Source organism: Streptomyces sp. YKOK-I1, from assembly GCF_054660435.1.
In genome coordinates this window covers 4,168,052-4,186,209 of record NZ_BAAGDR010000001.1, presented here as the reverse complement: position 1 = coordinate 4,186,209, position 18,158 = coordinate 4,168,052, and the positions used below count along the sequence as shown (strand labels likewise).

General features: G+C 70.0%; 19 protein-coding genes. 14 read left to right on the top strand and 5 right to left on the bottom strand.

Annotated features, from left to right (window positions below; translation table 11 throughout):
- Positions 1-41: 41 nt before the first annotated feature.
- Positions 42-731 carry an RDD family protein gene (locus tag ACYQ8Q_RS18255; protein ID WP_460066199.1) on the top strand — a complete coding sequence of 230 codons (690 nt, stop codon included), beginning with the start codon at positions 42-44 and terminating at the stop codon, positions 729-731.
- Positions 732-794: 63 nt separating this feature from the next.
- On the opposite strand, the gene ACYQ8Q_RS18250 is transcribed toward ACYQ8Q_RS18255, so the two are convergent.
- Positions 795-1,091 (bottom strand): hypothetical protein, encoded by a 297-nt coding sequence (locus ACYQ8Q_RS18250; RefSeq protein ID WP_460066198.1) that lies wholly within the window; start codon positions 1,089-1,091, stop codon positions 795-797.
- 367 nt (positions 1,092-1,458) lie between these two features.
- On the opposite strand from ACYQ8Q_RS18250, the gene ACYQ8Q_RS18245 reads away from it, so the two are divergent.
- Both ACYQ8Q_RS18245 and ACYQ8Q_RS18240 read left to right on the top strand, forming a co-directional pair.
- Positions 1,459-3,804 carry an immune inhibitor A domain-containing protein gene (locus ACYQ8Q_RS18245; RefSeq protein WP_460066197.1) on the top strand — a complete coding sequence of 782 codons (2,346 nt, stop codon included), beginning with the start codon at positions 1,459-1,461 and terminating at the stop codon, positions 3,802-3,804.
- A gap of 133 nt (positions 3,805-3,937) precedes the next feature.
- Positions 3,938-4,270 carry a hypothetical protein gene (locus ACYQ8Q_RS18240; protein ID WP_460066195.1) on the top strand — a complete coding sequence of 111 codons (333 nt, stop codon included), beginning with the start codon at positions 3,938-3,940 and terminating at the stop codon, positions 4,268-4,270.
- Here the strand turns inward: ACYQ8Q_RS18240 and ACYQ8Q_RS18235 are convergent.
- On the bottom strand, positions 4,267-4,854 hold the full coding sequence (locus tag ACYQ8Q_RS18235) for an isochorismatase family protein (protein WP_460066194.1): 588 nt from the start codon (positions 4,852-4,854) through the stop codon (positions 4,267-4,269). The genes ACYQ8Q_RS18240 and ACYQ8Q_RS18235 overlap by 4 nt on opposite strands.
- Positions 4,855-4,971: 117 nt before the next feature.
- Positions 4,972-6,309, bottom strand: a complete 1,338-nt coding sequence (locus ACYQ8Q_RS18230; protein ID WP_460066193.1) for a nicotinate phosphoribosyltransferase — start codon at positions 6,307-6,309, stop codon at positions 4,972-4,974.
- Positions 6,310-6,367: 58 nt separating this feature from the next.
- On the opposite strand from ACYQ8Q_RS18230, the gene clpS reads away from it, so the two are divergent.
- The 4 genes from clpS (at position 6,368) to ACYQ8Q_RS18210 (ending at position 9,634) form a co-directional block, all read left to right on the top strand.
- Entirely contained in the window at positions 6,368-6,685 is a 318-nt protein-coding gene (gene clpS / locus ACYQ8Q_RS18225) for an ATP-dependent Clp protease adapter ClpS (RefSeq protein ID WP_358986298.1), read from the top strand.
- Positions 6,686-6,696: 11 nt separating this feature from the next.
- Entirely contained in the window at positions 6,697-7,305 is a 609-nt protein-coding gene (locus ACYQ8Q_RS18220; RefSeq protein ID WP_460066192.1) for a DUF2017 domain-containing protein, read from the top strand.
- Positions 7,306-7,626: 321 nt separating this feature from the next.
- Positions 7,627-9,066, top strand: coding sequence for an amino acid permease (locus ACYQ8Q_RS18215; protein ID WP_460066191.1), 1,440 nt, complete (start codon positions 7,627-7,629; stop codon positions 9,064-9,066).
- 145 nt (positions 9,067-9,211) lie between these two features.
- Complete coding sequence (locus ACYQ8Q_RS18210; protein ID WP_055638084.1) at positions 9,212-9,634, top strand: M67 family metallopeptidase; 423 nt, start codon at positions 9,212-9,214, stop codon at positions 9,632-9,634.
- On the opposite strand, the gene ACYQ8Q_RS18205 is transcribed toward ACYQ8Q_RS18210, so the two are convergent.
- The gene (locus ACYQ8Q_RS18205) at positions 9,628-10,101 is read right to left on the bottom strand and encodes a hypothetical protein (RefSeq protein WP_460066190.1); all 474 of its coding nucleotides are present in this window, start codon (positions 10,099-10,101) and stop codon (positions 9,628-9,630) included. The genes ACYQ8Q_RS18210 and ACYQ8Q_RS18205 overlap by 7 nt on opposite strands.
- A 107-nt stretch (positions 10,102-10,208) precedes the next feature.
- On the opposite strand from ACYQ8Q_RS18205, the gene ACYQ8Q_RS18200 reads away from it, so the two are divergent.
- From ACYQ8Q_RS18200 to ACYQ8Q_RS18170, 7 genes are all read left to right on the top strand, one after another.
- Positions 10,209-11,231, top strand: a complete 1,023-nt coding sequence (locus ACYQ8Q_RS18200) for a LacI family DNA-binding transcriptional regulator (RefSeq protein WP_460073376.1) — start codon at positions 10,209-10,211, stop codon at positions 11,229-11,231.
- 83 nt (positions 11,232-11,314) lie between these two features.
- Complete coding sequence (locus ACYQ8Q_RS18195) at positions 11,315-11,410, top strand: putative leader peptide (RefSeq protein WP_020132206.1); 96 nt, start codon at positions 11,315-11,317, stop codon at positions 11,408-11,410.
- A 100-nt stretch (positions 11,411-11,510) separates the two neighbouring features.
- Positions 11,511-11,789, top strand: coding sequence for a MoaD/ThiS family protein (locus tag ACYQ8Q_RS18190; RefSeq protein WP_055638087.1), 279 nt, complete (start codon positions 11,511-11,513; stop codon positions 11,787-11,789).
- A 15-nt stretch (positions 11,790-11,804) separates the two neighbouring features.
- A complete protein-coding gene (locus tag ACYQ8Q_RS18185; protein ID WP_358986315.1) occupies positions 11,805-12,755 on the top strand; it encodes a PLP-dependent cysteine synthase family protein in 951 nt (316 codons plus the stop codon).
- A gap of 262 nt (positions 12,756-13,017) precedes the next feature.
- On the top strand, positions 13,018-15,066 hold the full coding sequence (locus tag ACYQ8Q_RS18180) for a putative Ig domain-containing protein (protein WP_460066189.1): 2,049 nt from the start codon (positions 13,018-13,020) through the stop codon (positions 15,064-15,066).
- Positions 15,067-15,173: 107 nt separating this feature from the next.
- A complete protein-coding gene (locus tag ACYQ8Q_RS18175) occupies positions 15,174-15,644 on the top strand; it encodes a hypothetical protein (protein WP_460066188.1) in 471 nt (156 codons plus the stop codon).
- Between the two features lie 242 nt (positions 15,645-15,886).
- Positions 15,887-16,639 carry an MBL fold metallo-hydrolase gene (locus tag ACYQ8Q_RS18170; protein ID WP_460066187.1) on the top strand — a complete coding sequence of 251 codons (753 nt, stop codon included), beginning with the start codon at positions 15,887-15,889 and terminating at the stop codon, positions 16,637-16,639.
- Positions 16,640-16,746: 107 nt separating this feature from the next.
- On the opposite strand, the gene ACYQ8Q_RS18165 is transcribed toward ACYQ8Q_RS18170, so the two are convergent.
- A complete protein-coding gene (locus ACYQ8Q_RS18165) occupies positions 16,747-17,997 on the bottom strand; it encodes a PTS transporter subunit EIIC (RefSeq protein ID WP_460066186.1) in 1,251 nt (416 codons plus the stop codon).
- Between the last annotated feature and the right edge of the window lie 161 nt (positions 17,998-18,158).

Sequence of the window (18,158 nt, the reverse complement as noted above, 5' to 3'; positions counted from 1 at the left end):
CGCCGGATGCGGTGGTCCGGGCCGCGGGGTCCACTCGGGCCATGACCACCGAACCGCCCCCCGGCTCTGGCGGCCCGCCGGAGGACGATCCGCTCCGGAAACACCCCCCGCAGGAACCGCCGCACGAGACCCCGGGGGAGCCGCCGCGGGAGCCGCCGCGGGGCTCGCCGTACGACACGCCGTACGACGGGGAGCCGCCCCCGCCGTACTCGGGCGGCGGCGGCCCCTACGGCGGCCGGGGCGATGACGCGTACGGCGGTTACCCGCAGGATCCGCTCGCCGGGATGCCGCCGCTCGCCGAGAGCGGCCGGCGCACCCTGGCCCGGATCATCGACATGGTGCTGGTGTACATCGTGGTGGCGCTGGTGGTGTGGGCCTTCCGGGTCGACCAGTACACGGTCGACGCCGACAAGATCGAGTTCGGCAAGACCCTCGGGCGCGAGATCATCACGGCCGTCCTCTACGTCGCGTACGACACGATCCTGATCGCGCGGACCGGCCAGACCCTCGGCAAGAAGTGGTTCGGCATGCGGGTCGCCAACCTGGACGACGGCTCCACGCCCTCCATGCAGACCTCGCTGGTCCGCGCCCTGGTGCTGTGGATCCCGTTCGCGTTCTGCTGCGCCTGTGTGTGGACTGCGATCGCGGGCGGCTGGAGCTACTTCGACAAGCCCTACAAGCAGGGCCTGCACGACAAGGCGGCCAAGACGGTGGTGGTCGGCCTCACCTGAGGACGCGCGGCACGAAGGAGGGCCCGAGCCGTCGGGCTCGGGCCCTTCCTTCTCGCCGTTCGTTCAGGGTGCCGGTTCTCGGACGGGCTCGGGCGCTGCGGCCACGGAGACGGGTACGGGGACCGGCACCGGCTCGGGCACCGCCTGCTGCTCCGGCCGCGGTTGCGGCACGGGGGCGGGCGGCGACGACCGCGTCACCGGCACCGTCAGGGCGACGAGCACACCGAGCGCGAGCGCGGCGACGGCGACGACGGCGATCCCGGGTCCCGAACTCGTCTGTGACAGCAGCAGCATGGCGAGCGTCGAGAAGATGACGGTGCAGGAACCGTACGTGAGCTGTGCGACAGTCGGACGAGGCATGGCAATCGTGTCCTCGGAAGCGGGGGAGATCTCGACTCTATTGGCCTGCATGCCCGAGGGGAACGAACGGTAAGCGTGACCTAACCCACGGTGCCGGTGCACAGGGGGCGCACGGAGTCATGACGTCCACCAAGTGGACGGTCCCGCGCGCCTGTTCGGGTTACAGTCATGTGTCCGTAATGCGAACACCCGCTCTCAATAATGCACTTGATCTGTCCAAGTCAAGGTCTGTCTTTTCTCGTAAACCAGTAGTCAAATGGCGTCACTTGACTACACGCGTATAACCGCGCGCGGACTTTCCTTGACAAGACCCCTGACAAGGACCCCCCTTCCGCGCGGGCGGTCGCGTTAGGGGAGGACAACCAAGTTGACCAGTAGATCCTGGACGTTCAGAACGGCCGCGACGGTCGTCGCCCTTGCGGCGGCCACGACGACGTTCACCACGTTCGCCGTGGCACAGGCCGCGGAGCGTGACACGGGCGCGGCGGTGGACCGGCAGGACCCGCAGCCGGCCAAGGCCAAGGAGCACGACTTCGACGGCCCGCTCAGCAAGACCCAGGAGGCCCAGCGCGAGGAGGCCCTCAAGCAGGTCATCTCCGGCGAGGCCGCCGTCAAGGACCGCAACGGTTCCAAGGTGGTCAAGCTCGACAGCCGCAAGGGCGACAGCAAGTACGTCGAACTGGGCCGCGAGAAGACCGACAAGATCTTCACGATCCTGGTCGAGTTCGGCGACCAGGTCGACCCCCGCTACGGCGGCACCACCGGCCCGCTGCACAACCAGATAGCCGCGCCGGACCGCGCGAAGGACAACTCCACGGCCTGGCAGGCGGACTACAACCAGGCGCACTTCCAGGAGCTGTACTTCGGCACCGGCAAGAAGACCGAGTCGCTGAAGAAGTACTACGAGAAGCAGTCCTCGGGCCGCTACTCGGTCGACGGCGAGGTCACGGACTGGGTCAAGGTCCCGTACAACGAGGCCCGTTACGGCTCCAACGACGCTCCGACCGGCGCCTGGTACGCGGTCCAGGACGGCGTCACCGCCTGGGTCGCCCAGCGGGAGGCCGCCGGTGACACGGCCGCCGAGATCAAGGCGGAGCTGGCCGAGTTCGACCAGTGGGACCGCTACGACTACGACGGCGACGGCAACTTCAACGAGCCCGACGGCTACATCGACCACTTCCAGATCGTGCACGCCGGCGAGGACGAGTCCGCGGGCGGCGGCGCGCAGGGCGAGGACGCCATCTGGGCCCACCGCTGGTACGCCTTCGGCACCGACGCCGGCTCCACCGGCCCGGACACCAACAAGCTCGGCGGCACCCAGATCGGCGACACCGGCATCTGGGTCGGCGACTACACCATCCAGCCGGAGAACGGCGGCCTGGGCGTCTACGCCCACGAGTACGGCCACGACCTCGGCCTGCCGGACGAGTACGACACCTCCGGCGGCGGCGAGAACTCCACCGGCTTCTGGACCCTGATGTCCTCCGGTTCCTGGCTCGGCACCGGCAAGGAGTCCATCGGCGACCTGCCCGGCGACATGAACGCCTGGGACAAGCTCCAGCTGGGCTGGCTGGACTACGACGTCGCCTTCGCCGGCAAGAAGTCCACCCACAAGCTGGGCGTGGCGGAGTACAACACCAAGAACGCCCAGGCGCTCGTGGTGCAGCTGCCGGAGAAGACGGTCACCACCGAGGTCGTCACCCCGGCGCAGGGCTCCACCCAGTGGTGGAGCGGCAGCGGCGACGACCTGCGCAACACGCTGACCCGCACGGTCGACCTGACGGGCAAGACCTCCGCGTCCCTCACCCTGGACGGCTGGTGGGACATCGAGCAGGACTACGACTACCTGTACACCGAGGTCTCCACCGACGGCGGCGCCAGCTACACCCCGATCGACGGCACCCTCGCCGACGGCACCGCCATCCCGCGTGACGGCAGCGACAAGCCCGCCCTCACCGGCACGGTGGCCGCCTACCAGAAGCTGACGTTCCCGCTGGACGCCTACGCCGGCAAGCAGATCAGCCTGCGCTTCCGTTACGCCACCGACGGCGGCGTGGCCCAGAAGGGCTTCGCGGCCGACGAGATCACGGTGACCGCCGACGGCGCGACCCTGTTCTCCGACAACGCGGAGGCGGCGGACGCCGCTTGGACCGCGAACGGGTTCTCCCGCATCGGCTCGGCCATCACGGACGACTACGCGCAGTACTACATCGCCGAGAACCGCCAGTACGTGTCGTACGACAAGACCCTCAAGGTCGGCCCGTACAACTTCGGCTTCTCGACGACCCGTCCGGACTGGGTGGAGCACTACGCCTACCAGAACGGTCTGCTGATCTGGAAGTGGGACACCTCCCAGGCGGACGACAACACCAGCGCCCACCCGGGTGAGGGTCTGATCCTCCCGATCGACTCGCACCCGACGGCCCTGAAGTGGACCGACGGCACGCTGATGCGCAACCGCATCCAGTCCTACGACTCCACCTTCAGCCTGTACCCGACGGACGCGATCACGCTGCACAAGGCGGACGTCGCGACCAAGATCAAGTCGCGTCCGGGCGTCCCGGTCTTCGACGACGGGAAGTCGGCGTACTACGACGCCACGAACCCGCTGGCGGGCGTCAAGGTCACTGACACCAACACCTCGATCAAGATCGTCAACGAGCCGCTGAACGGCTCGACGATCACGGTGAAGGTCGGCCCCTCGGCCAAGTGATCTGAGAAACCGCAGGTCAGAAGCGTATCGGCGGCAACCCCTTGGCGGGTTGCCGCCGGTCGTGTTTAGGTGCCTCCTGTGACTCCGTTATTGACGCCGACCTTGATACCGACTCGCACGGGGGTGTGACCGCATGGCCGCAGGAGGCTTCTGCAAGCTGCCGAACGGCAGGGTCGTGGTGGCCCTGAACCTGCCCAGCCCGAGCGCCGCGGACCCGGACGCCGCCGTCCGCTTCCTCGTCCACGCCCAGAACCGGGCGAGGGCCCTGACCAGGCTCCGCAACCTCGGCCTGCGCGCCGTCTACCTCCGCGGCAACGCGGCCCCGCCGACCCCGGACGAGATCACCGCCGTACTCCATCACCCGGACGGCCTGATCTGGCGGACCACCCCCGACAACGCTGTCCCCCCGACGGTCCCGGAACTCTGGAGACCGATCAGAGCACTGCTCCGGGGAGCGGCGGCCTAGGCCACGACCGGCTTGCCCGTCAGTTGCACGCCGGCCGTGCGCAGCTCCTCCAGCGCGCGTTCGGTGGTCTCCTCGGCCACCCCGGCGGTCAGGTCGAGCAGGACCGTCGTACGGAACCCCTCGCGGACCGCGTCCAGCGCGGTGGCCCGGACGCAGTGGTCCGTGGCGATCCCGACGACGTCGACCTCGTCGATCTGCCGGGCCCGCAGCCACGCGCCCAGCTTCACGCCGTTCTCGTCGGCGCCCTCGAACCCGCTGTACGCGGCCGCGTAGGCGCCCTTGTCGAAGACGGCGTCGATGCTGCCGGAGGCCACCGCCGGGGCGAAGTTCGGGTGGAAGCCCACGCCCTCGGTGCCGGCGACGCAGTGCGCGGGCCAGGACCGGGCGAAGTCGGGGTTGTCGGCGAAGTGGCCGCCGGGCGCGATGTGGTGGTCCCGGGTGGCCACGACGTGCCGGTATCCGGCGGGGGCCTGCCCGATCAGCTCGGTGATCGCGGCGGCGACATCGGCACCCCCGGCCACCGCGAGGCTGCCCCCCTCGCAGAAGTCGTTCTGCACGTCTACGACGATCAAGGCGCGGCGCATGGTCGGTGTCCTTCGACTGAGGATGAAGTCGACTGTCGGATGAAGTAAGCAAGCCTAGAGATTTTCCGCCCCCGGCGACAGGGCCCCGCCGCCGGGGGAACACGCCCTGGGGCCCTTCTAGCGTTCCTGGAAGTACTCCGTCGCCAGCACCGGCTCCCCCCGGGAGAGCTGGGTGGCGGACAGGGGCAGGTCGGCGAGGGCCGCCGTGTGGCGGTCGCGTACGGCGTCCAGCGGCTCGCGGCCGACCACGGCGCCGCCCCTGACCAGCTCCACCAGCAGCTGCCGGTCCGCGAGGCCGGCCGGCACCGGGCCGGTGCCGACGACCTCGGCCTCGGCCACCCCGTCCGCGTCCGGCCGCCGGGCCGCCCACTTGCGGCCGCCGATGGACGTCTTGCCGCCCGTCGACCGCTTCGCGACCGGCACCAGCGGCGCCTTCGGATCGGCGGACTCGGCGCGCGCGACCAGCTTGTAGACCATCGAGCAGGTGGGATGCCCGGACCCGGTCACCAGCTGCGTCCCGACGCCGTACGCGTCCACGGGCGCCGCCGCCAGCGAGGCGATGGCGTACTCGTCGAGGTCGGAGGTGACGATGATCCGGGTGCCGGTGGCGCCCAGCGCGTCGAGCTGCTGGCGCACCCGGTGGGCGACCAGCAGCAGGTCGCCGGAGTCGATGCGGACGGCGCCCAGCTCGGGCCCGGCCACCTCCACCGCCGTACGGACGGCCTCGGCGACGTCGTAGGTGTCGACGAGCAGGGTGGTGCCGCCGCCGAGGGAGTCGACCTGGGCCCGGAAGGCGTCCCGCTCGCTGTCGTGCAGCAGGGTGAAGGCGTGGGCGCTGGTGCCGACGGTCGGGATGCCGTAGCGGAAACCGGCGGCCAGGTCGGAGGTGGAGGTGAAGCCGCCGACGTACGCGGCGCGGCTCGCGGCGACCGCGGCCAGCTCGTGGGTGCGGCGGGCGCCCATCTCGATCAGCGGCCGGCCGCCGGCGGCCGAGGACATCCGGGAGGCGGCCGCCGCGATCGCGGAGTCGTGGTTGAGGATGGACAGGACCACCGTCTCCAGCAGCACGCACTCGGCGAAGGACCCCTCGACCCGCAGGATCGGCGACCCGGGGAAGTAGACCTCGCCCTCCGGGTAGCCCCAGATGTCACCCGAGAAGCGGTAGGCGGCCAGCCAGTCCAGTGTCTCGTCGTCGACGATGGAGCGGCGGCGCAGGAAGCGCAGGACGTCCTGGTCGAAGCGGAAGTTCTCGACCGCGTCCAGGACCCGCCCGGTGCCCGCGACGACGCCGTAGCGCCGCCCCTCCGGCAGCCGCCGGGTGAAGACCTCGAACACGCTGCGCCGCTCGGCCGTGCCGGCCTTGAGCGCGGCCTGCAGCATGGTCAGCTCGTACTGGTCCGTGAAGAGCGCCGTAGAGGGGACGTCCACCGGCAGCCCAAGGTCCGCTGTGTTCATGACGACAGATGCTACACCCCTTTGTGTCAGTGTGACGATTTGTGGGGCCCGTGGCAGCATGGGCCTTGTGACGTCACCCGCTCCCCTTGAGATCGAACGCACCGAGTCGGCGGAGGAGGTCTACGCCGTCCCCGAGCCGGACGTCCCCTGGGTCACCATCGTCCACAACGACCCGGTCAACCTCATGAGCTATGTGACGTACGTCTTCCAGACGTACTTCGGCTATACCAAGGACAAGGCCACCAAGCTCATGCTCGACGTCCACCACAAGGGCCGGGCGGTCGTCTCCAGCGGCTCTCGCGAGGAGATGGAACGCGACGTGCAGGCCATGCACGGCTATGGGCTGTGGGCCACCCTTCAGCAGGACCGGAAGTAGCCTCCTCACTGATGCCTGGACACTTCGAACCGCTTCCCGGCGGCGGCGCGGCCGTCGCGCTCGACGACGTCGAGATCTCCATCATCCGGTCGCTGGCCGTGCAGCTGCTGGAACTGATCGGCCCCGGCCCCGCCGAGGACGCCTCCGACGACCCGCTCGCCGAGCTCTTCGCGGAGGGCCCGAGCGAGCCCCCCGCCGACCCGGTGCTCCGCCGGCTCTTCCCGGACGCCTACACCGACCCGGAGGGCACCCCGGGGCCGCGGCAGGCGGACGAGCAGAAGGCGCACTCCGCCGAGTTCCGCCGCTACACCGAGAACGACCTCAGGGCGGGCAAGCGCGAGAACGCCCTCGCGGTGGTCCGCACCCTGGACGCGCTGGCCTCCGAGGCGGCCGGCGAGGGCGGCGCGGTGCTGAAGCTCGCGCCCGGGGAGTCCCGGCAGTGGCTCGGCGCGCTCAACGACCTGCGGCTGGCGATCGGCGCCCGGCTGGAGATCACCGACGAGGACGACACCGACGTCCTGTACCGGCTGCCGGACGAGGACCCGCGCAAGCCGATGGTGATGGCGTACCTGTGGCTGGGCGGGCTCCAGGAGACCCTGGTGACGACCCTTATGCCGTAGTTCGTACGCATTCTTGTTCGCTCAGAGGACGCTCAAATCCGGATAACGATCGCATCACCGCGACGGCCGGGAGTGTCCTCTTTGTGTCATGTTCGTCCGCTTCTTCTCGTGTCGTGCGCCACATGATCCCGAGGCGATCACTGTTACAGGCGTGATAAATCTTCACGACCGCCCGGCGAACACCACCCGTATGTTCCGCCGGGTGCGCCACCGAGCCGACCACCATCGGCCAGGCACCGCTCCATCAATCCGGGGGGATCGAAACCCGATCCGAGGCCGACGAGAGGCCCGGGTCGGCATGGAGAAAGGCGCACCACACACATGACCTCCGCTCAGGTCGACACGGACGGCAACGGCGCCGACACGGCGCCCGAAGAGGGGTACGAACGCGGACTCGGCAGCCGCCAGGTCCAGATGATCGCGATCGGCGGCGCCATCGGCGTCGGGCTCTTCCTGGGCGCCGGCGCGAACATCGCCAAGGCCGGTCCCAGCCTCATCCTCATGTACGCCCTCGCGGGCGCGATCGTCTTCTTCATCATGCGGGCGCTCGGTGAGCTGCTGCTGTACCGCCCGGTCTCGGGCTCCTTCGCGGAGTACTCCCGCGAGTTCCTCGGTCCGTTCTTCGGCTACTTCACCGGCTGGACGTACTGGCTGATGTGGGTCGTCACCGGCATGGCCGAGCTGACGGCCGCCGCGATCTACGTCAACTACTGGTTCCCGGCCGTCCCGCAATGGGTGACCGCGCTGGTCTTCCTGGTGATCCTCTTCGGGGTGAACCTGATCTCCGTGAAGCTCTTCGGCGAGCTGGAGTTCTGGTTCTCGATGGTCAAGGTCACCGCCCTGATCGGCATGATCGTCATCGGTCTCGGCGTGCTGACCTTCGGCTTCAGCAGCGCGGGTGACACCGCGTCGGTCGCGAACCTCTACCAGTTCGACGGCTTCTTCCCCAAGGGCATCGGCTCCTCCCTGATGACCCTCCAGGGCGTGATGTTCGCCTACCTCGCGGTCGAGCTGGTCGGCGTCACGGCGGGCGAGTCCGAGAACCCGGAGAAGACGCTCCCGAAGGCCATCAACACCCTCCCGTGGCGCATCGCCCTGTTCTACGTCGGCGCGCTCACCGTCATCCTGTGCGTCGTGAAGTGGACCGAGTTCGCCCCGGGCGTCTCGCCGTTCGTCGAGGCCTTCGCGAAGATCGGCATCCCGGCCGGCGCCGGCATCGTCAACTTCGTCGTCCTGACCGCGGCCCTGTCCTCCTGCAACTCCGGCATGTACTCCACCGGCCGCATGCTGCGCAACCTGGCCGACAGCGGTGAGGCCCCGGCGGCCTTCCGCAAGCTGTCCGCCACCAAGACCCCGGCCTTCGGCATCACGGTCTCGGTCCTCTTCATGGGCATCGGCGTGCTCCTCAACTACGTCGTCCCGGAGAAGGCCTTCGCCTACGTCACCTCCGTCGCCACCGCGGCCGGCATCTGGACCTGGCTGATGATCCTGGTCAGCCATGTCCTCTACCGCCGCGCGGTCGACGCGGGCCGGCTGCCGGCCTCCTCCTTCCCGGCGCCGGGCGGCGCGGTGTTCAGCTGGGTGGCCATCGCCTTCCTGCTCTTCGTCACCTGCCTGATCGCCTACGACGCCGACTCCCGGATCTGCCTGTACGTGATGGCCGGCTGGGCCGCCGCGCTCGGCGTCGGCTGGGCGGTCCTCAAGGGCCGCAACCCGGAGGTCACGAGCCGCCGCGAGCCGGAGCTCGAGAAGATCGGCTGAGCCGTTCCGCCGATCCACTCCAGGACGTCCGGCCGTAGGGAGCACTCGTGGCGCCCCCGGCGGCTGTCGCTCAGGGCGTCCGCCATGTGGGCCGTTCCGTACCGCACCCCGGTACGGAACGGCCCCTCTGTCTATCCTGACGAACATGCTGACCATCACCCAGGCCCTCGTCGACCAGATCGTCGCCCACGCGCGCAAGGACCACCCCGACGAGGCGTGCGGCGTCGTCGCCGGGCCGGCCGGCTCCGACCGCCCCGAGCGCTTCATCCCCATGCTGAACGCGGCGATGTCTCCCACGTTCTACGAGTTCGACTCCGGGGACCTCTTCAAGCTCTACCGCGAGATGGACGACCGCGACGAGGAGCCGGTGGTCATCTACCACTCCCACACCGCCACCGAGGCCCACCCCTCCCGCACGGACATCTCCTACGCCAACGAACCCGGCGCCCACTACGTCCTCGTCTCCACCCGCGACACCGACGGCCTCGGCGACTTCCAGTTCCGCTCCTTCCGCATCGTGGAGGGCGAGGTCACCGAGGAGGAGGTCCGGATCGTCGAGGCCTACTGACCCCCCTCGCCGGCCCCCGGACCCGGCGGCGCCAGCGGTGCCGCCGCCCCGGCCCACACCCGGTGCAGATGCCGGATCGCCGCGATGTCGGCCCGGTCCTTCGGCCGGTCGGCGGCGAGCTTCCAGCGCAGCACATCGCCCAGCCGCATGAACGGCACCCCGTCGATGACGTCGGCGTCGTCGATGAGCCGGTCCGTCGACCAGCCCGGCGTCCACCGGTCCATGATCTCGATCGCCGCCGTGGGATGGACCACCCTCAGCCCGTACCCCGAGACCGTCGGCCCGGGCGCGCCCAGAGCGAGCGCCCGCTCCCAGGCCGCGCCCCGCGCGAGCACGTCGAGGTCTCCCATCCGCGCCCGCAGCCCGCGCACATAGAGGGCGGCGGACCCGCAGACGACGTACTCGCCACGGGGCAGCCGCAGCGCGGCCAGGGTGGCGAACAGACCGTCGGCATCGCTGAGGAGCAAGGGTTTCCTCCTTCGGGAGAACACGTCGAAAAGAACTCGGGGACGGGCTTCACCACCGTTACCGTTTCCGCCAGGTGACCCTTCAACTCACGCTCACGGAGACGGTGTTGACCCAGCGGACGAACGCACGGCGCCCCACGCTCGAGGACGTCGCACGGCGGGCGGGGGTGTCGCGGTCCACCGTGTCGCGGGTGGTGAACGGGGAGGCCCGGGTGAGCGCCGAGGTGATCGCACGGGTCACCGAGGTGATCGGCGAGCTGGGGTACGTCCCCAACCAGGCCGCCCGCCAGCTGGTCACCCGCCGCACCGACGCCATCGCGGTCGTCGCCACCCCGCCCGAGGGCCGGCTCTTCCTCGACCCCTTCTTCGACCTCCTGCTGCGCGGGGTGCGCCGCGAGCTCGCCGCGCACGGCGCCCAGGCCGTCCTGCTCTTCCTGGAGGAACCGGACGACTACGCGCGCGTGGCCGCCTATCTCGCCGGCGGCCATGTCGACGGCGCCGTGCTCTTCTCGCTGCGCCCCGGCGACCGCCTCCACACGATGATGGACCGGCTCGACCTCCCCGCCGTCTTCGGCGGCCGCCCCCTGCTGCGCGAGGGCGCCACCGTCCCGGGGCACGCCTACGTCGACGGCGACAACCGCGGGGGAGCCCGGCTGGCCGTCCGGCACCTGGCCGGCCTCGGCCGCCGCCGGATCGCGACCGTCGCCGGCCCCTACGACCAGGAGACCTCCGCCGCCGACCGGCTCGCCGGCTACCGGGACGTCCTGCCCGGCGCCCCGTCCGACCTCGTGCAGAAGGCCGACTACAGCCGGGAGGGCGGCGCCGGGGCGATGGCCGCCCTGCTGGACCGCCGGCCCGATCTGGACGCCGTCTTCGTCGCCTCCGACTTCATGGCCTCCGGAGCACTCCAGACGCTGCGCGAGCGCGGGCGGCGGGTGCCGGAGGACGTGGCCGTGGTCGGCTTCGACGATCTGACGTCCATCGCCGAGACCACCGACCCGCCGCTCACCACCGTCCACCAGGACGTGCCGGAGATGGGCCGCCTCATGGCCCGGCTGCTGTTCGAGCACACCGGTCCGGAGGCGTCCGTCGTGGTGCCGACCCGGCTGGTCCGCCGCAGCTCCGCCTGACCGATCTCACGCACCGGCCCGATTCCGTCCACCATGTGGGATCACATTCCGGAAGCCGGGACGGGAATCGATACGATGAGCCCATGGTTCTGAACGACGTGAGCGAGAAGACGCCGGGCGCACTGCTCGTGGCGCGGCTGCACGTCGACCTGTGCAGGCTGGCCAGCGCCATCTGTTGACGCAGACCCCTGCCGCCGTACGGCCGTGAGCCGCGGCGATGTCTCACCACGCACGTATCCCGCGCAGCCCACACCTTCCTTCCGACAGGAGCCCTGAGCCATGGCCATCGAGGTCCGCATCCCCACCATCCTCCGCCAGTACACCGACGGTCAGAAGGCGGTGGAGGGCAGCGGTGACACCCTCGCCGACCTCTTCAACGACCTCGAGACCCGGCACGCGGGCATCCACGCCCGGATCGTGGACGAGGGCAAGCTGCGCCGCTTCGTCAACGTCTACCTGAACGACGAGGACGTCCGCTTCGTCGACGGCATCAACACCAAGCTGTCCGACGGCGACACCGTGACGATCCTGCCGGCCGTGGCCGGCGGCATGGCCTAGGCCGGCAGACCCGGCATGCGTTACGACTCCCCGCTGGCCGCGGTGGGCAACACCCCTCTGGTGCGCCTGCCGCGGCTGTCGCCGTCCGCCGACGTCCGCATCTGGGCCAAGCTGGAGGACCGCAACCCCACCGGCTCGGTCAAGGACCGCCCCGCCCTGCACATGGTCGAGCAGGCGGAGAAGGACGGCCGGCTCACCCCCGGCTGCACCATCCTGGAGCCGACGAGCGGCAACACCGGCATCTCGCTCGCCATGGCGGCCAAGCTCAAGGGCTACCGCATCGTGTGCGTGATGCCCGAGAACACCTCGCAGGAGCGCCGGGACCTGCTCGCGATGTGGGGCGCCGAGATCATCTCCTCGCCGGCCGCGGGCGGCTCCAACACCGCCGTGCGCGTCGCCAAGGAACTCGCCGCCGAGCACCCCGACTGGGTGATGCTCTACCAGTACGGCAACCCGGACAACGCCGGCGCCCACTACGCGACGACCGGCCCGGAGATCCTCGCCGACCTGCCCTCGGTCACCCACTTCGTGGCGGGCCTCGGCACCACCGGCACCCTGATGGGCGTCGGCCGCTATCTGCGCGAGCACAAACCGGACGTCAGGATCGTCGCCGCCGAGCCGCGCTACGACGACCTGGTGTACGGCCTGCGCAACCTCGACGAGGGCTTCGTACCGGAGCTGTACGACGCCTCCGTCCTCACCACCCGGTTCTCGGTCGGCTCGGCGGACGCCGTGACCCGCACCCGTGAACTCCTGCAGCAGGAGGGCATCTTCGCCGGTGTCTCCACGGGCGCCGCGCTGCACGCCGCGATCGGCGTCGGGAAGAAGGCCGTCAAGGCGGGGGAGAGCGCGGACATCGTGTTCGTCGTCGCGGACGGCGGCTGGAAGTACCTCTCCACCGGTGTCTACACGGCGGCCACCACCGAGGAGGCCATCGAGACGCTCCAGGGTCAGCTCTGGGCATGAACCGGTCAGGCATAGGTCCGGCATAGGACTCCTCAACCACGCGCCAGCCCCCTCCTATGAGGGGGCTAAACGCTTCCTATGGGGCGGCAAAGAACGCCGGAGGGTACTGCCGGTGGCCCGACCGGCGGGGCTACGTTCTGCGCGCAGTCGTCATCTGTGTCCCCCTGAGTGTCATGCCCATGACCGCGCCTCCGTCCGCCGCTACGCGCGTCACGTGCCTGCACCCCATACGAGATCCCCACTCCCGATGGAGGCAGTACCCATGCGTGAGTCACGCCTGCGAAGACTCCTGAGCGTCGCCGTCCCCGCCCTCACCCTCACCGTCGCCGGACTCCTCGCGGCCCCCGCGGCCGGTGCCCAGCCCGGTGCCCAGACCACCTCCCGCACCACCCAGAACGCGAAGGCCCTCACCGCCCCCGACCGGCAGACCGTCCACACCACCGGCAAGGCCGGACAGAAGGTCCCCACCACCCATCTGTGCTCCGACCCGGCCCCCGGCCACGCCGCCTGCTTCGCCCAGCGCCGCACCGACATCAAGCAGCGCCTCGCCTCCGCCCTCGCCGCCGCGGCCGCCGCGCCCTCCGGCCTGAGCCCCGCCAACCTGCACAGCGCCTACAACCTGCCCTCGACCGGCGGCTCCGGACTGACCGTCGCCGTCGTCGACGCCTACAACGACCCCAACGCCGAGTCCGACCTCGCCACCTACCGCTCCACCTACGGCCTGTCCGCCTGCACCAAGGCCAACGGCTGCTTCAAGCAGGTCAGCCAGACCGGCTCCACCACCTCGCTGCCCACCAACGACAGCGGCTGGGCCGGCGAGGAGGCCCTCGACCTCGACATGGTCAGCGCCGTCTGCCCCAACTGCAACATCACCCTCGTCGAAGCGAACTCCGCCACCGACTCCGACCTCGGCACCGCCGAGAACGAGGCCGTCGCCCTCGGCGCCAAGTTCGTCTCCAACAGCTGGGGCGGCGACGAGTCCTCCTCCCAGACCGGCGAGGACACCTCCTACTTCAAGCACCCCGGCGTCGCCATCACGGTGAGCGCCGGAGACTCCGGCTACGGCGCCGAGTACCCCGCCACCTCCCAGTACGTCACCGCCGTCGGCGGAACCGCGCTCTCCACGTCCTCCAGCTCCCGCGGCTGGACCGAGTCCGTCTGGAAGACCTCCAGCACCGAGGGCACCGGCTCCGGCTGCTCCTCCTACGACCCCAAGCCGAGCTGGCAGACCGACACCGGCTGCACCAAGCGCATGGAGTCCGACGTCTCCGCCGTCGCCGACCCGGCCACCGGCGTCGCCGTCTACGACACCTACGGCGGCTCCGGCTGGGCGGTCTACGGCGGCACCAGCGCCTCTGCCCCGATCATCGCCGGGGTCTACGCCCTGGCCGGCACCCCGGGCTCCAGTGACTACCCGGCGAAGTACCCCTACTCCCACACCGGCAACCTGTACGACGTCACCAGCGGCAGCAACGGCTCCTGCTCCACCTCGTACTTCTGCACCGCGACCACCGGCTACGACGGCCCGACCGGCTGGGGCACCCCCAACGGCACCACCGCCTTCACCGCCGGCACCACCGCCGGCAACACGGTGACCGTCACCAACCCCGGCAGCCAGTCCACCACCACCGGCGGCTCGGCCGGCCTCCAGATCAGCGCCACCGACAGCGCGGGCGCCACCCTCACCTACAGCGCCTCCGGCCTGCCCACCGGCCTGTCCATCGGCAGCTCCACCGGCAAGATCTCCGGCACCGCCTCCACCGCCGGCACCTACCAGGTCACCGTCACCGCCACCGACTCCACCGGCGCCTCCGGCTCGGCCTCCTTCACCTGGACCGTCGGCTCCTCCAGCAGCACCTGCACCTCCGCCCAGCTGCTCGGCAACCCCGGATTCGAGTCCGGCAACACCACCTGGACCGCCAGCTCCGGCGTCATCACCAACTCCAGCAGCGAGTCCGCCCACGCCGGCTCCTCCTACGCCTGGCTGGACGGCTACGGCTCCTCGCACACCGACACGCTCTCCCAGTCGGTGACCGTCCCGAGCGGCTGCAAGGCGGCCTTCACCTTCTACCTGCACGTCGACACCGCCGAGACCTCCACCAGCACGCAGTACGACAAGCTCACCGTCACGGCGGGCTCGACGACCCTGGCCACCTACTCCAACCTCAACGCCGCCACCGGCTACACCCAGAAGTCCCTCGACCTGTCCGCCTACGCGGGCTCCACGGTCACCCTGAAGTTCAGCGGTGTCGAGGACTCCAGCCTGCAGACCAGCTTCGTCCTCGACGACACGGCCGTCACGACCAGCTGACCCGGACCGACGTCACCCGTATCACCCGTATCACCGATATCACCCGTACGCCCGGCACGGATCCGGGGGTACGGGTGGTACGTCGAAGGGGGAGAAAGGAGGCCCCCATGCGCCGTACGACCCGTACCACCGCCCTCGCCCTCATGGTGCTGACGCTCGCCTTCGCCGGCTGCGGCACCGGGAGCGACGGCGCCGCGGCACCCCCGCCCTCCTCGGCGGCGGCCACCGGCGAGGACTGCACCGCCACCCCGCCCGCCGAACTCACCGCCGCCGACGACGGCCGCACCTTCTGCCTGACCGTCGGCGGACAGCTCCGCCTGAACCTGGACGGCACGAAGGAACGCCCCTGGTCGGCCGTCGCCACCACCGGTGACGTGCTCGAACCCACCAACGCCGGCATCGTCGTCCTGCCCGGCGACGCCGTCGCCGCCTATGACGCGGTGACCGCCGGCACCTCCCGCCTCAGCGCCTCCCGCCCCCTGTGCGCCGTCCCCACCGGACCGAGCCAGGTCGCGTGCAAGGGCATCCAGGAATGGGCGGTCACCGTCCGGGTGACCGGCGGACCGAGCGAGAAGTGACCCGCGTCCCAGGCCACCGCACGACGTTACCGGCGCGCGCACGGCATCGCGCGCCCTCGTTCGCGCCTCACGCACCCCTGGTCCAGCCGAACCGGTGACAGCGCAGGTGAGTTCGCCCACAACAGCCCCTGGCGGAGGAGCGACCCGGGGTTTTGCGCCTTACGCTCGACAAACCGCACGACCCCCGTCGCCCCATATCCCTCGCATCACTTTCATATCCCGCCAGCGGAGGTTTCTGCTTTATGAAGCTCACCGTCGTCGGCTGCTCGGGGTCGTTCCCGTCCGCGGAATCGGCCTGCTCGAGCTACCTCGTCGAGGCCGACGGCTACAGGCTGCTTCTCGACATGGGCAACGGCGCCCTCGGCGAGCTGCAGCGCCACTGCGGTCTCTACGACCTCGACGCGATCTTCCTGAGTCATCTGCACGCCGACCACTGCATCGACATGTGCGCCTATTTCGTCGCGCGCTACTACCGCCACGACGGCGGGCGCTGCGACCCCATCCCGGTCTACGGCCCCGAAGGCACCGAACACCGCCTGACCACGGCCTACGCCGACACCCCCTCCGCCTCCTCGATGAGCGAGGTCTTCGACTTCCACACGGTCAAGCCGTCCACCTTCGAGATCGGCCCGTTCACCGTGCACACCGAACGCGTGGCCCATCCCGTCGAGGCGTACGGCATCCGCGTCGAGCACGGCGGCCGGTCGCTCACCTACTCGGGCGACACCGGCCTCAGCCCGGCCCTGGAGGAACTCGCCCGCGACACCGATCTCTTCCTGTGCGAGGCCGCCTTCACCCACGGCAAGGAGAACATCCCCGACCTCCACCTCAACGGCCGCGAGGCCGGCGAGACGGCGGCCCGGGCCGGCGCGAGACGCCTCGTGCTGACGCACATCCCCCCGTGGACCGACCCCCAGGTCAACCTCGCCGACGCCCGGGAGGTCTTCGACGGCCCGGTGGAGCTGGCGGCGCCGAGGGTGTCGTACGAGATCTAGATCCACCCTCCTGCCGTACGAGGTTCAGGCGCACGGCGGACGAGAAGGCCCCGGAGCACGCTGCTCCGGGGCCTTCTCGGCGCGGCACGCGCCTTGGGGGACGCGGCTTACGCCTTGGTGATGTCCTCGATCTCCTCCTCGGGCTCCCGGCCCGGGGTGGGGAGGTTGAACTTCGTGATGGCGAAGCGGAACCCGAAGTAGTAGATCGCGCCGAACACCAGACCGATCGGGATGATCAGCCAGGGCTTGGTGGCCAGGTTCCAGTTCAGGGCGTAGTCGATGAAGCCCGCCGAGAACGTGAAGCCGGTGTGCACGCCGAGCGCCCAGGTGACCGCCATCGACAGGGCGGTGAGCACCGCGTGGATGGCGTACAGCAGCGGGGCGATGAACATGAACGAGAACTCGATCGGCTCGGTCACACCGGTCACGAACGAGGTCAGCGCGACCGAGATCATCATGCCCAGCACGGCCTTGCGGCGCTCCGGGCGGGCGGTGTGGGCGATGGCGAGCGCGGCGGCCGGCAGACCGAACATCATGATCGGGAAGAAGCCCGACATGAACTGACCGGCGGTCGGGTCCCCGGCGAAGAAGCGGGTGAGGTCGCCGTGGACGATGTCGCCGGAGGCCTCCTTGAAGTCACCGAGCTGGAACCAGGCGACCGAGTTCACGAACTGGTGCATGCCGACCGGGATCAGCGCACGGTTGATCAGGCCGAACAGGGCGGCGCCGAAGGCACCGAGACCGGTGACCCACTCGCCGACGTCCGAGATGCCCTCGCCGATCGGCTTCCAGACCAGGCCGAAGAAGACACCCATGAGCGTGCCGACGAAGGCCATGACGATCGGCACCAGCCGGCGGCCGTTGAAGAAGCCGAGCCAGTCGACCAGCTTCTTGCGGTGGTACCGCTGCCACAGCACGGCCGACAGCAGACCCATCAGGATGCCGCCGAGGACGCCGGGGTTGTTGTAGGTCGCGGCTATGTCGGCGCCCGCCTGGACCTTCGCCTCGGTGACCGGGAACGCCTTCAGCACATTGCTGTAGACCAGGAAGCCCACCAGCGCGGCGAGGGCGGTCGAGCCGTCCGCCTTCTTGGCGAAACCGATGGCGACGCCGATGCAGAACAGCATCGGGAGGTTGTCGAAGATGGCGCCGCCGGCCGTGCCGAACACCGCCGTGACCTTGTCGGGCAGGTGGAGCTTGTCTTGCACGTCCGCCTGCCCGAGGCGGAGCAGGATGCCCGCCGCCGGAAGGACGGCGATGGGGAGCTGAAGGCTGCGGCCGACCTTCTGCAGGCCCTGGAGCAGGCCGGATCCCCGCTTCTTCGCGGGGGCCGCCGATGGCGCGGTGGCGGTGGTCATGGTTCCTCCATCTGGGTGATGGTCTACACCACTCAGTGGTGTAGACCATGTTGTAGCAGATGAAGAACGCATAAGGAACCCACTGTGCGGGCGCTATGTCTTTGTGACGTCTTCGTACTCTTCCTCACGCTCCCGACCGGGCGTGAACTCATGGGTTGGCG

Bases quoted from the DNA above. Each gene is read 5' to 3' on its own strand.
- ACYQ8Q_RS18255 (WP_460066199.1), top strand. From the start codon at position 42: ATGACCACCGAACCGCCCCCCGGCTCTGGCGGCCCGCCGGAGGACGAT.
- ACYQ8Q_RS18250 (WP_460066198.1), bottom strand. From the start codon at position 1,091: ATGCCTCGTCCGACTGTCGCACAGCTCACGTACGGTTCCTGCACCGTC.
- ACYQ8Q_RS18240 (WP_460066195.1), top strand. From the start codon at position 3,938: ATGGCCGCAGGAGGCTTCTGCAAGCTGCCGAACGGCAGGGTCGTGGTG.
- ACYQ8Q_RS18235 (WP_460066194.1), bottom strand. From the start codon at position 4,854: ATGCGCCGCGCCTTGATCGTCGTAGACGTGCAGAACGACTTCTGCGAG.
- ACYQ8Q_RS18230 (WP_460066193.1), bottom strand. From the start codon at position 6,309: ATGAACACAGCGGACCTTGGGCTGCCGGTGGACGTCCCCTCTACGGCG.
- clpS (WP_358986298.1), top strand. From the start codon at position 6,368: ATGGGCCTTGTGACGTCACCCGCTCCCCTTGAGATCGAACGCACCGAG.
- ACYQ8Q_RS18220 (WP_460066192.1), top strand. From the start codon at position 6,697: ATGCCTGGACACTTCGAACCGCTTCCCGGCGGCGGCGCGGCCGTCGCG.
- ACYQ8Q_RS18215 (WP_460066191.1), top strand. From the start codon at position 7,627: ATGACCTCCGCTCAGGTCGACACGGACGGCAACGGCGCCGACACGGCG.
- ACYQ8Q_RS18210 (WP_055638084.1), top strand. From the start codon at position 9,212: ATGCTGACCATCACCCAGGCCCTCGTCGACCAGATCGTCGCCCACGCG.
- ACYQ8Q_RS18195 (WP_020132206.1), top strand. From the start codon at position 11,315: ATGGTTCTGAACGACGTGAGCGAGAAGACGCCGGGCGCACTGCTCGTG.
- ACYQ8Q_RS18190 (WP_055638087.1), top strand. From the start codon at position 11,511: ATGGCCATCGAGGTCCGCATCCCCACCATCCTCCGCCAGTACACCGAC.
- ACYQ8Q_RS18185 (WP_358986315.1), top strand. From the start codon at position 11,805: ATGCGTTACGACTCCCCGCTGGCCGCGGTGGGCAACACCCCTCTGGTG.
- ACYQ8Q_RS18180 (WP_460066189.1), top strand. From the start codon at position 13,018: ATGCGTGAGTCACGCCTGCGAAGACTCCTGAGCGTCGCCGTCCCCGCC.
- ACYQ8Q_RS18175 (WP_460066188.1), top strand. From the start codon at position 15,174: ATGCGCCGTACGACCCGTACCACCGCCCTCGCCCTCATGGTGCTGACG.
- ACYQ8Q_RS18170 (WP_460066187.1), top strand. From the start codon at position 15,887: ATGAAGCTCACCGTCGTCGGCTGCTCGGGGTCGTTCCCGTCCGCGGAA.
- ACYQ8Q_RS18165 (WP_460066186.1), bottom strand. From the start codon at position 17,997: ATGACCACCGCCACCGCGCCATCGGCGGCCCCCGCGAAGAAGCGGGGA.